The organism is Streptomyces sp. NPDC051218, from assembly GCF_044455475.1.
Classification (GTDB): domain Bacteria; phylum Actinomycetota; class Actinomycetes; order Streptomycetales; family Streptomycetaceae; genus Streptomyces.
Map to the genome: position 1 here is coordinate 829,375 of NZ_JBITEU010000002.1, position 11,713 is coordinate 841,087.

Here is an 11,713-nt window from a genome sequence, read left to right on the forward strand (position 1 = left end):
CGCATTCACGCCCACCGGAGGAACCGTGCCTGCCATAGATCCGCCCCTACGCCTGCCGCGTGCGAGGCGCCGCCCGGCCCGGTCGCTCCACAGTGCTCTCGCGCTGACCGCGCTGCTCGTCACGCTCGCCGCGGTCCCGGCCGCGGCAGGGCAGCCCGGTGAAGATCGAGACGGCAGCGCAGGTCATTGCGCGTCGTCCGCGAAGTTGAAAGTGCCGGGCGCGGAACGCCAAGAGGTCTCGTGTCTGGGCGAGTTGACGACGGCCGGGACGGTCGACTCGGGACACACCGACCCGGCCGACTGGGCGGGGCTGACCCCCGCCGGGCTCACCGCACCGCGCGGTGTGCCCGGCATCCAGATCGACGGCTACTTCCCCGACAGCTCGACGACCAACACCAACCACGGCTGGAAACACGACGCGCAGTTCGTCATCCGCCTGCCCGACCGCTGGAACGGCGGCCTCGTCGTCGCGGGCACACCCGGAGTCCGCGAGCAGTACGCCAACGACCGGGCGATCGGCGACTGGGTGCTCTCGCAGGGCTACGCGTTCGCCTCGACCGACAAGGGCAACACCGGCGCCGCCTTCTACCGCGACGGCGCCGAACCGGGTGACGCGATCGCCGAATGGAACGAGCGCCTGACTCAACTCACCCGCGCGGCGCGGACCGTGGTCGCCCAGCGATACCACCGCCCCGCCGCGCGCACCCTCGCCACCGGCATGTCCAACGGCGGCTACCTGGTGCGCTGGCAGCTGGAGAACCACCCCGAGCTGTACGACGGGGGAGTGGACTGGGAAGGCACGCTGTGGCGGACCAAGGGGCCCAATCTGCTCGACTTCCTGCCGCCCGCGCTGCGCGCCTATCCGACGTACGCGGCGGGTGGTGAGGGAGCGGACAAGGCGCATCAGGAGATGGTCGCCGCGGGCTTCCCGGCCGGCTCCGAGTTCCTGTGGCCCTATCACCACCAGATCTACTGGGACTTGACCCAGCGGATCTACCGCGAGGAGCTCGACCCGGGCTACGACGGCGCGACCGAGGCAGGAACTCCCTTCTGCGCACCGGGAACAACGGCATGCGACGCCGACTACGCGTACGCGACCCGGCCGCGGGAAGTGCGTGACGCCGTGCGAAAGATCGCCCTGACCGGACGCATCGGCAAACCACTGATCACCGTGCACGGCACCCTCGACGTCCAACTGCCCATCAGCAAGGACTCGGACGTCTACGCGCGGATGGTGCACGGCGCGGGCCGCAGCGGCCTGTTCCGCTACTACCGCGTCGAGGACGGCACACACGTCGACTCGCTCGTCGACGCCTTCCCCGACAAGCTGCGGCCTCTCGTGCCCTGCCACCGCTCCGCCGTCACCGCCATGGAGGCCTGGCTCGGCCGGGGAAAGCAGCCGCCGCCCAGTCGGACCCTGCCGCGCCCGGAGGCCGCCGACCCGGCGGCTCTGCTCACCCGATGCCCCCTTACCGGGCGGTAATTCCGGCCAATCCCGGGCAGAGCTCCGCGCGCCGGAAGGCAAGCTTCCCCAACGGCCAGCCCGAAAGCGCCGAGTTGACCTAAGATCGCCACGCTCCCCATTCGTAAGGGAGTTCGGTGCGTTCGGGGAGGGTTCGTTCGTCGTGGTGAAGGTGTGCAGGGCCGCCGGGGCAGGGGCGGCGTGGTGAGCCGTCCCGGACACGGGTCCGTGAGCCGCGAAGCCGTGGTCTGGCTGACGGCGGTGGTCCTCGCGATCGTGGGCGCGGTGCTCGCCGCCCTGGGCTCGGCGGCGCAGTGGCGGCAGGTCCTGGCCGGTGGCTGCGCCGCGGTCGCGGTACTGCTGCTCGCCTGGGTGTTCGTACTGGTCCGGCAGTTGACCGCCGAGCGGGCCGACCGCGCCCGCCACGAGCGACGTGCCGCGGCACGTGAAGCCGAGGTCGCGCACCTGGCCGGCGTGCGGCTCCCGGCGATCGCGGAGCGCGTACGGGCCGGTCAGCGACTGGAAGGTGTGCCAGGGCCGTTGACGGGGCCGGCCGAGACCGGTGAGGAGTTCGCGCGGGCCCTGTCCGCCGTGGCCTTCGCCCTGGGATCGGACGAGGCGGTGCGCCGCGAGCGCGGACTGCGCGACTCGGTGCAGGCCGCGTTCGAATCCGTCGCCCGCACCATGCACGCGATGGCCACCGTGCAGCAGCAGGTTCTCGACCGGGTCGAGCGCTCCATCGACGACCCGCACCTCATGGGCGAGGTGATGAAGGCCGACCACGCGGCGGCCCAGATGACCCGCAAGGCCCAGACGCTGCTCGTGATGTGCGGGATCTGGCCCGCTCGCAGGGAGACCCGGCCGGTCTCGCTGTACGACTGCGTGCGCGGCGCCCAGTCGCGGATCGTGGAGTACAGCCGGATCGAGGTGCACGGCGGACGGACGCTGTACGCCGTACCGCCCGCGGTCGAAGGGCTGATGCACGCCATCGCCGAACTCCTGGAGAACGCCACGGTGTTCTCCCCCTCGCGCTCCCAGGTCGTCGTCACCATCCGCGAGGTGGGGGCCGGAGCGGTCCTGGAGATCGACGACGCCGGACTCGGGATGCCGCCGGACGTGCTGCACCGGGCGATGGGCCAGCTCCGCGACGACCAGGACCTGGCCCGCCTCGGCGCCGTGCCGCGCCTCGGCCTGGCCTGCGTGGGCCGATGGAGCCGCGAGCTGGGCTTCAACGTGGAGCTGAGCGGTGCCTCGGCCTACGGCGGCACGCGCGCCGTGACGTTCGTGCCCTTCCGCCTGCTGACCGAGCCCCCCTCGCAGCTCACGGGGTCCCATCGGGTGAGCGCCCAGGTGACGCCGACGCAGCACACGGACGCGCAACTGCCCCACCAGCAGGACCAGAGCGAGCAGCTGGGCCGGCACGCGCGGCAGGACCAGCACGAGCAGCAGGACCAGCACGACCCGGCGCAACACGAAGAGTTGTTGTCCGTGCGGCCCGCACCGAACGTGCCTCCCGAGCGCGAGACGGCGGCCGGCCTGCCCAAGCGGCGCAACCGGCGCCGAGCGGCGGCCCCGGACGCTCCCGGCCGGCCGGTCCCGGAGGACCGGCAGGCGCCCCCGGCCGCACCCACCACCCCCTGGACACCGGAGGCGGCGCGGGCGTCGATCGCCAGCGTGGTGTCCGGTTCGCTGCGCGGCCGCGCGGCTCTCGACGCGGACAAGACCGCGGCCGGGGAGGCGAACCCGTCGGCCGGAACCCCGCCGACGGAGACACCGTCCCGACCCCCCACCCCTGACGAGCAAGACGGAGGCCGGCAGTGACCGGAATCATCACCCCCCTTCCCGACCTGGGCTGGATGCTCCGCCCGCTGATCGAGATCCCCGGGGTCCGGCACAGCGTGGTGGTCTCCGAGGACGGGCTGCGGCTCGGCCACGCGTCCGCGGAGAACCTCTCGGGCCCCGTGGCCGACCTGAGCGTCGCCGAAGCCGAGTCCCTCTCCGCGGCCTGCGCCGCGATGACCATGACGGGCCGCTCCACGACCGCGCTGCTCTTCGGCTCGGGTGCCGGCGTACGGCAGTTGATGCTGGAGTCCGACCACGGCTTCGTCCTGTTCACCCACGCCGGTGTGGGCGCGCACCTGGGCGTCGCCACCGACCTGGAGGCGGACGTCGGCCTGGTCGCCCAGCAGATGCAGCTGCTCGTGGTGAAGATCGGCTCGCACCTGAGCAGCCAGCCGCGAGATCCGGCCGCCGCGGCGTCATGACGGAACCGCGGCCGGAGGAGCCGACGGCCTCGGCGATCCGCCCCTACGTGATCACTCGCGGGCGAGCGGCAGCCGACACCGAGGCGCTGGCCTGGGAGTCCCTGGTCATGGCGACGGACGCGGCGTTTCCCGCCTCGCTCCAGCCCGAGCACCAGACCATCCTGGCGCACTGCCAGGGGCTCCTCTCGGTGGCCGAGGTGGCCGCCCACATCGGCCAGCCCCCCTCGGTCGTACAGGTGTTGCTCTGCGATCTCCTGGAATGGGGGCTCATCGTGACCCGCCCGCCGGTGCCCCCGGCCGAACACACCGATGTGACCATGCTCAGAAAGGTCCTCCATGGTCTCGAAAGCCGCCTCTGACGCACCGGTCCCGGCAACAACACCGGCACCGGTAGCGGCGCCGCAGCCGGCCGGCTCCGGGAAGTACCTCACCTCCGGCGTCGCCGGCGCCGCCAAGATCCTGGTCGTCGGACCGCTCGGGGTCGGCAAGACCACCCTGATCGGCACCGTCTCGGAGATCAAACCCCTGTCCACCGAGGCGGTCATGACCCAGGCGGGCGCCCGCGTCGACACCGTCGTGGCAGGCGGCAAGACCACCACGACCGTGGCCCTCGACTTCGGCCGGATGACCATCGACGGGGAGCTGGTTCTCTACCTGTTCGGCACCCCGGGCCAGCAGCGGTTCCTGCCCGCCTGGCGGGACCTGGCCAAGGGTGCGCTCGGGGCCCTCGCCCTGGTGGACACGCGTGACCTGGAGGCGTCCTTCGACGCGCTGGGCAACCTGGAGGAGCTCGGACTGCCCTTCGCGGTGGCCGTCAACGTCTTCCCCGGCAGCCCCCAGCACGGCGCCGACGATCTGCGCGCCGCCCTCGACCTGCTCCCCGGCACCCCCGTGGTGACCTGCGACGCACGCGACCCCGCGTCCTCGGTCCGTGCGCTGGTCGCCCTCGTCCAGCACCTCATCCACGTCGCCACGGAGACCACATGACCTCGCCCCACGCCACGGCCGGGCCGCCCACCCACTGCCCGGTCACCGGAGCCGCGGGGCCGTCGACCGCGCTGTACGGACCCCACCTCGACGGCGACGCCATGCCCGCCCTGTACGAGCGACTGCGCCGCGACCACGGGCCCGTGGCGCCCGTCACCATCGCGCCCGGCGTCGACGCCTGGCTGGTCATCGGCCACCGCGAGCTGCTCCAACTGACGCGCGACGAGCAGGACTTCTCGCACGATCCACGCCGCTGGAGCCTGCTGCGGGAAGGCCGCGTGCCCGCCGACTCGCCGATCCTGCCCATGGTCGGCTGGCGACCCGCCCTGCTGTTCAACGACGGACAGCAGCACCGCAGGATGCGCGCAGCCGTCTCCGCCGCGCTGGCGGGGATCAACGGCCACGAACTGCGGCGCTCCGTACGGGCCACCGCCGAGGAGGTGATCGAGTCGTTCGCGGAGCGCAGCGAGGCAGACCTGGTCGCCGACTACGCGCGCAAGCTGCCGATGCGCGTCATCACCATGCTGCTCGGCGTGGACGATCAGACCGGCCGCCACCTGGTGGAGGCCGTCGCAGGAACGGTCGCCGCCACCGCGGAATCCGCTGACGCCAGCAAGCGCATGGGCGCGATCCTGCTCCAGCTGATCGAGGAGAAGCGGCGCCGCCGCGGCAACGACATCACGTCGGCCCTGCTGCACCACCCGGCCCGGCTCACCGACGAAGAGGTCCTGCACAACCTCGTCGTCATGTTCGTCGCGGGCAACCAGACCACCGTCAACTGGATCGCCACCACCCTGCGCATCTTGCTGTGCGACCCGCAGTTCCGCTCCTCGCTGACCGGCGGCCACCTCAGCGTGGACGACGCACTCGACCTGGTCCTGTGGCGCTTCCCGCCCACGCAGAACTTCCCTGCCCGCTACGCCACCCGCGACATGACCTTCGGCGGGCAGGCCGTCCGCACCGGCGACATGCTCATCCTCGGCCTGGCCGGCGCCAACGCGGACCCGCAGATCCTCCCGGACGACGGCACACCGGTCGTGGGCAACCGCTCGCACCTGGCCTTCGGCGCGGGCCCGCACATCTGCCCCGCCCAGGACCCGGCCCGGCTCATCACGCGCACCGCCGTGGACACGATCCGCCACCGGTTGCCCGACCTCGAACTCGCCGTCCCGCAGGGCGAACTGGAGTGGATCAAGTCGCCCTGGAGCAGGGGACTCGCCGCACTTCCGGTGCGCTTCACCGCCCCGGTCCTCTCGCAGCATCCCGACCCCTCGACCAGGAGAGCCCGTTGAACACGTCACCGGTGAACACCGACGCCGCAGCAAGCAGGCCGCACCGCTTCGACCCGGCCGGGGGCTGCCCGCACGCCGACAACGCCCGGCTCCTGGCGCGCGGCGCCGTCACAGAGGTGGTCCTGCCCGGCGGCGTACAGGGCATGGCGGTGCTCGGCCACGACGCGCTCAAGGAGTTCCTCGCACACCCCGATGTCGCCAAGAACGCACAGCACTTCGCGGCGCTGCAAGCGGGCGAGATAGCCGACGGCTGGCCGCTGAAGACGTTCGCCACGGTGCAGGGCATGACCACCGCCGACGGCACCGATCACCGCAGGCTGCGCTCCCTGATGGGCAAGGCGTTCACCGCGCGCCGGGTGGCGGAACTCCAGCCGCGGATCACGGCCCTGACGACCGAGCTGCTCGACAACCTGGGAGAGGCAGCAGCCGCAGGCGACGGCGTGGCGGACCTGCGCAAGCACTTCGCGCTGCCGCTTCCGATGGGGGTCATCTGCGAACTCCTGGGCGTGGACGCCGAGTACCACGACCGGCTGCACCACCTGTCGAACCAGATCGTCGCCACCGACATCGGCCCCGAAGAGGCGATGGCCGCCAACCGGGAGATGGTGGAAGTCCTCGGCGCGGTCGCCGCCGCCCGCGCGGCGAACCCCGGAGACGACCTGACCACCGCCTTGATCGCGGCCCGCGAGGAGAACGGCGACCGGCTAAGCCCTCACGAGCTGCTCGGCACCCTGATGCTCACGATCATCGCCGGGCACGAGACCACCCTCAACCTCATCACCAACGCCGTACGCGCCCTGTGCACCCACCGCGAGCAGCTCGCCCTCGCCCAGAGCTCCAAGGTGAGCTGGGCGGACGTGGTGGAGGAGACCCTGCGCTGGGACAGCCCCGTCAGCTACTTCCCCTTCCGGTACCCGACGCGCGACCTCACGCTCGACGGCACCGTCATCCCCGAGGGGACCCCCGTCCTGGCCGGCTACTCCGCGGCGGGCCGCGACAAACAGGCGCACGGCCCCGACGCCGATCGCTTCGACATCACCCGCGACAACACCACCACCCGGCATCTGTCCCTGGGCCACGGCGCGCACTTCTGCATGGGCGCCCCGCTGGCCCGCATGGAGGCCACCATCGCCCTGAAGCAACTGTTCACCCGCTTCCCGGACCTCGACCTCGCCGTCCCGGAGCCGGAACTGCCACGCCACGCCTCGTTCGTGGGGAACAGCGTGCAGAAACTTCCCGTGCGGGTGGGTGCCCGCGCGCGGCTATGAGCCGAGGCGGTACTCCGCGCGGTCCTGCCAGCGTGTGCCGTCCCAGACGATGAGGTGTACGGACCGGACACGGCAGCTCAGCGGCAACAGCGGCTCCAGCTCGGCCTGCAACGTGTCGTACGCGGCGTCCTGCGTCGCGGGGCCCTCGTTGTTCGCGACCGTCAGATGCGGGCCGAGCGGGGGGTCGAAGATCCCCCGGTAGGGCACCGCATCCGGCCAGCGCGCGGCGAGGTCCTTGGCCAGGGCCGTGACCGGGGCGTGCGGCCACGGGTCGAGGTACAGCACGCCGGGATAGCGGGCGAACTCGGCGAACGTCAGGGTGAAGGCGTCATGTCCGGCGAAGAGGCCGGTCAGCTCGCGGTGGGCCGCGGCGTCGATGCGACTCTCGTGCAAGAAGGGGTAGAGCACGGTCACATGGGCCGGGAACCCCGCGCGGACCAGCGGATCGGCTTCGGGGACCTTGATGGTGAGCGCGGTGTCACCGGGTATGTCCGGCCATCCGTCCCCCGCGGGCTCGTCTTCGGCACACTGTTCGTCGGCATTCATCACGCGCCATGATCGCACCGGACGGGGATGGGCTCCGTCCCCACGGAATGGCGCGGCCACCGCGGGAGTTCGAGCAGGCATGACGAACGATCAGCGCACGAAGGGACGGCAGGTCCGATGCGTAACGTGAACAGCGCACTCCTCGTGATGGATGTGCAGCGCGAGATCGTGGACCTCGCCGACGACGGCTCCGGTTATCTGCCGCGTCTGCGCCGGGCGATCGACGGTGCCCGCGCCGCGGACCTCCCCGTGATCTACGTGGCCATCGCGTTGCGACCGGGATACCCGGACGTCAGCACCCGCAACAAGGCGCTCACCGCCGTGGTGCGGGCAGGTCTGCACGTCGAAGGCGAGCCCGGCACCGAGATCCACCCGGAGATCGCTCCGCAGCCGGGCGACACCGTGGTCACCAAGCGGCGCGGGAGCGCGTTCTCGGGCAGCGACCTGGACCTCGTGCTCAGGGCGCGCGACATCGACAACCTCGTCCTCACCGGCATCGCCACCAGCGGCGTAGTGCTGCACACGGCGTGTCACGCGAACGACCGGGACCTGGGACTCACCGTCCTGTCGGACGCGTGCCTCGACCTGGACCCCGAGGTGCACACGCTCCTGATGGGAAAGCTGTTCCCGCAGTGGGCGGAGGTCGTCGCCGTCGAGGAGTGGCTGGGGGCCGTCGCGAAGGGGTAGCGCCGCGGTGGCGCCGACCGCTCAGACCTCGGTGACGGCGGTCAGTACGACGGCCGAGTCGTCCAGCGCGGTCAGGCCGTGGCGCTCGTGCGGGATGGGCGCGAACTCACCCTCGCTCAGTTCGAGCGTGTCGCCCGCGGTGGTGAGCCCGACCCGCCCGCGCAGGACGAAGAGGGTCGCGGCCGTGGGGGTGTCGTGCTCGCTCAGCTCGTGTCCGGCTACGAGCACGATGAGGCTCTGCCGCAGGGGACCGTCGTGCAGGAGCAGCTCGGCGCTGCGTCCGTGCGCGGCGGCGCGGGCCTTCTCGAGGTGCTCTGCGACGAGGGCGTAGAGGTCGGCCACTGGAGGTCCCTTCGACGGAGAGCGAGCGCGCGCGCGAGAGCGCGCACGCGTGTGCGGACACGCGCACCCCCCAGTGTTCCCCTCGCCCGCGAGGCCCGCATCCGGCCGCCGGAACCCGATCACCCGAAGGTGGCGTCCTTCCAGCCACGCGACGCTCACGGCCGGGGAGCCGGGGAGCGGGGGAGGCAGGGGAGCCGAGTGGAGCGGATGGACGACGGCACGGGGCCGGATACGAGGCTCGCGGGTCTGCTGCGGTGGCCGAGCGGGGGTTTCCGGCTGCGGTGGGGAGTGGACGCGAAGGGCCGGTCCCGCTGGACGCGCGGCCGGATTCTCGCCGCGCTCGCCGTCCTGACCACGGCCCTCCTGGCCTTCCACTCCGCGGTGCCCAACACCGTGGGCCGCTTCGGCAGCCTCCTGGAGACGTTCCTGCCCTGGCTTGGCCTGGCCGTTCCCCTGTTGCTCACCCTGGCCCTGCTGCGCCGGTCGGCCCTGGCCCTGCTGGCCCTACTGCTGCCGGTGGCCGCCTGGGGTCTCCTCTTCGGCGGGCGGGTGACCGCCGGGGACGGCGGCGCCCACGACCTCACGGCCGTCCAGCACAACGTCAGCGACGTGAACGCCGACCCCGCGGGCACCGCTCGCGCCCTGAGCGACGCCGGCCCGGATCTCATCGCCCTGGAGGAGCTGACGCCGGCCGCACTGCCTGCGTACGAGGCGAGCCTGAGGGCGCAGTACCCCTACCGGGCGGTGCGGGGAACGGTCGGACTCTGGTCGAAGCACCCGCTGACGGAGGCCGGGGCAGTGGACATCAGGCCGGAGGGGATCGGGAAGGACTGGAACCGCGGATTGCGGGCCCGAGCCCGTACGCCGTGGGGCGATGTCGCGGTGTACGTCGCCCACTTGCCGTCGGTCCGCGTCCAGTGGCACGGCTTCAGCTCCGGCCGCCGGGACGAGAGCGCAGGCCTGCTGGGCGCGGCACTGGACGCCGAGCAGCTGGAGAAGGTGATCCTGCTGGGCGACTTGAACGCCACGGTGGACGACCGCGGCCTCGACCCGGTCACATCCCGCCTGGACTCAGCGGGAGAAGACAACTTCGCCTTCAGCTGGCCAACCACCCTCCCCATCTCCAGGATCGACCACATCATGACCCGCGCAGCAAGGGTCACCCAGATCCGCCCCCTGCCCTCCACCGGCAGCGACCACCTGCCGGTCGCAGCGGACATCAGGTTCGCCCCTTGATGTGCATGCCCCATGATGAAGCCTTCGATCGGCCGTGGAGGGGGCGCTGGAATGGGGTACGACCTGCAAGCAGTGGTCGGTGGCGAGGTTCTGCGCGTCGGCTCGCGGCAACTGCCTGCCGCTCGGTTGGCGTCGATCGGGCAGGGCCTGTCCCTGATGCCGATGACCGACGAATTCTTCGACTCCATCGCGCTCGGCAGTGAAGAGGGCGCGCTGGGCTTCTGGCGCCTGCCGGAGGGATTCGCGAAAACCCTCGCCGACTGGTCAACTGCCGGGCCAGTAGCCTACGTAGAGGCCGAGTACTTCGGTGGCGTGGGGGAGCAGACGGCCGTCGTCTGGGACGCGGGTGCCATCGTGCTGGGGCCTCTCCACGAACCGGAGGGCCGGCCCTCCTCACCCGGGGGCAGCCCCATCTCGCAGGCGCTGCGGCGACTCGGCGTGGTGGCGGGCGTCGGCGAGGACGAGTTCAAGGCCGTGGGGTTGGGTCGTCACCGAAGCGTCGACGGCTGGCTTGCGTGAGGTTCTGACGACCGCCCCGCAGCAGCGCCGTCAGTTGGCGTCGGTGATGAAGTCGGTGATCGCGGTAGCGACGGCTTCGGGCTGCTCATCGGGGATGAAGTGCCCGGCGCCGGGCACGACGACTCCGGTCGTGTTGTCGGCCCATGGGCTGATGGAGGCTGCCATGTCCGGGACGGAGCCGTGACTGCTGGATATGCCGAGGATGGGCACCGTCAGGTGCTGCCGGTCGAGTGCCTGGTGGTTCTTGCGCGCCGATTCGGCGGCGTCCCGGTAGTAGGCGAGGGAGGCGCGGAGGCCTCCGTCGGCGGCGAGGGCCGCTGCGTAGTGGTCCAGGTCGGCGTCGTCGAATGTGCCGGGAGCGAGGGCCTTCGTCTTCAGGAACCAGTCGACGTACTCCCGTTCACGGCCGGTGAGCAGGGTCTCGGGCAGGTCGGGCACGAGGTGGAACGCGAAATGCCAGGTCTTCCACGCCCGCGCCGGGTCCGTGGGAATCGTTTCCGGCAGGGTGATGCCGGGGATTCCGGCGTCGAGCAGGGCGACCCCGCGCAGTTGGCTCTCGTGATTGAGGGCGAGGGAGAAGGCCACCCAGGCGCCGATGTCATGGGCGGCCAGCCAGTAGGACGACACTCCGAGTGCCTTGACGGTGGCGTGTACGTGGGCGGCGACCGTGTGGGTGTCGTAGCCGCGCTCCGGGCGCTCGGAGTGGCCCTGGCCCGGCAGGTCGATCGCGATGACGCGGAACCGGTCGGCGAGGCTGGGCATGACCTTTCGCCAGGCCCACCAGGTTTGCGGGAACCCGGCGAGCAGGACGACAGCCGGGCCGTTCGGCCGGCCGCCTTCGACGGCATGAAGGCGGATGCCGTCCGCGTCGACCCAGCGGTGGGTGAAACCGGCCAGGTCGTGCAGGGGCAGGTCGCGGACGGGGTTGCTTCCGGAAGCGGTCACGGCATTCTCCACGAGTTGAGGCGAGAGGGGCGGTAGGGGCGAGCGGGCTCGGCTTGGAGGGGGCGCCCGGTCAAGATCATGCCTGGACGCTAACACATCTTGAACCGATCAGTTCAAGATAGAATCGCGGCGGGCCCCCGACACCCCGAACCGCACCGACACCCC

General features: G+C 71.6%; 13 protein-coding genes. 10 read left to right on the plus strand and 3 right to left on the minus strand.

The annotated features are described in order from the left end of the window. Positions 1–25 precede the first annotated feature (25 nt). The 7 genes from ACIBCK_RS10135 (at position 26) to ACIBCK_RS10165 (ending at position 7,273) form a co-directional block, all read left to right on the plus strand. The gene (locus ACIBCK_RS10135; RefSeq protein ID WP_399388561.1) at positions 26–1,483 is read left to right on the plus strand and encodes a 3-hydroxybutyrate oligomer hydrolase family protein; all 1,458 of its coding nucleotides are present in this window, start codon (positions 26–28) and stop codon (positions 1,481–1,483) included. A gap of 207 nt (positions 1,484–1,690) precedes the next feature. Then, the gene (locus ACIBCK_RS10140; protein WP_399388563.1) at positions 1,691–3,283 is read left to right on the plus strand and encodes an ATP-binding protein; all 1,593 of its coding nucleotides are present in this window, start codon (positions 1,691–1,693) and stop codon (positions 3,281–3,283) included. Next, on the plus strand, positions 3,280–3,726 hold the full coding sequence (locus ACIBCK_RS10145) for a roadblock/LC7 domain-containing protein (RefSeq protein ID WP_367038756.1): 447 nt from the start codon (positions 3,280–3,282) through the stop codon (positions 3,724–3,726). Before ACIBCK_RS10140 ends, ACIBCK_RS10145 begins: the two co-directional genes overlap by 4 nt. Further along, positions 3,723–4,085, plus strand: coding sequence for a DUF742 domain-containing protein (locus ACIBCK_RS10150; RefSeq protein WP_160502689.1), 363 nt, complete (start codon positions 3,723–3,725; stop codon positions 4,083–4,085). Before ACIBCK_RS10145 ends, ACIBCK_RS10150 begins: the two co-directional genes overlap by 4 nt. Further along, a complete protein-coding gene (locus ACIBCK_RS10155; RefSeq protein ID WP_399388567.1) occupies positions 4,063–4,713 on the plus strand; it encodes a GTP-binding protein in 651 nt (216 codons plus the stop codon). The genes ACIBCK_RS10150 and ACIBCK_RS10155 overlap by 23 nt, the downstream gene beginning before the upstream one ends. Beyond that, complete coding sequence (locus tag ACIBCK_RS10160) at positions 4,710–6,005, plus strand: cytochrome P450 (protein ID WP_399388570.1); 1,296 nt, start codon at positions 4,710–4,712, stop codon at positions 6,003–6,005. The genes ACIBCK_RS10155 and ACIBCK_RS10160 overlap by 4 nt, the downstream gene beginning before the upstream one ends. Next, entirely contained in the window at positions 6,002–7,273 is a 1,272-nt protein-coding gene (locus ACIBCK_RS10165) for a cytochrome P450 (protein WP_399388572.1), read from the plus strand. The genes ACIBCK_RS10160 and ACIBCK_RS10165 overlap by 4 nt, the downstream gene beginning before the upstream one ends. On the opposite strand, the gene ACIBCK_RS10170 is transcribed toward ACIBCK_RS10165, so the two are convergent. Beyond that, on the minus strand, positions 7,268–7,819 hold the full coding sequence (locus ACIBCK_RS10170; protein ID WP_399388575.1) for a 2'-5' RNA ligase family protein: 552 nt from the start codon (positions 7,817–7,819) through the stop codon (positions 7,268–7,270). The two genes, ACIBCK_RS10165 and ACIBCK_RS10170, sit on opposite strands and share 6 nt — an antisense overlap. 117 nt (positions 7,820–7,936) lie before the next feature. Between ACIBCK_RS10170 and ACIBCK_RS10175 the strand changes: the two genes are divergently transcribed. After that, positions 7,937–8,506: a cysteine hydrolase family protein gene (locus ACIBCK_RS10175; RefSeq protein WP_399388577.1), complete on the plus strand. Its 570-nt coding sequence runs from the start codon at positions 7,937–7,939 to the stop codon at positions 8,504–8,506. Positions 8,507–8,527: 21 nt separating this feature from the next. Here the strand turns inward: ACIBCK_RS10175 and ACIBCK_RS10180 are convergent, their stop codons facing one another. After that, entirely contained in the window at positions 8,528–8,848 is a 321-nt protein-coding gene (locus ACIBCK_RS10180) for a cupin (RefSeq protein WP_399388580.1), read from the minus strand. Positions 8,849–9,055: 207 nt separating this feature from the next. On the opposite strand from ACIBCK_RS10180, the gene ACIBCK_RS10185 reads away from it, so the two are divergent. Then, complete coding sequence (locus ACIBCK_RS10185; RefSeq protein ID WP_399388581.1) at positions 9,056–10,084, plus strand: endonuclease/exonuclease/phosphatase family protein; 1,029 nt, start codon at positions 9,056–9,058, stop codon at positions 10,082–10,084. 51 nt (positions 10,085–10,135) lie between these two features. Continuing rightward, positions 10,136–10,603 (plus strand): hypothetical protein, encoded by a 468-nt coding sequence (locus ACIBCK_RS10190; RefSeq protein WP_399388583.1) that lies wholly within the window; start codon positions 10,136–10,138, stop codon positions 10,601–10,603. Between the two features lie 30 nt (positions 10,604–10,633). Here ACIBCK_RS10190 and ACIBCK_RS10195 read toward each other — a convergent pair whose 3' ends face one another. After that, positions 10,634–11,548, minus strand: coding sequence for an alpha/beta fold hydrolase (locus tag ACIBCK_RS10195; protein ID WP_399388586.1), 915 nt, complete (start codon positions 11,546–11,548; stop codon positions 10,634–10,636). Positions 11,549–11,713 lie beyond the last annotated feature (165 nt).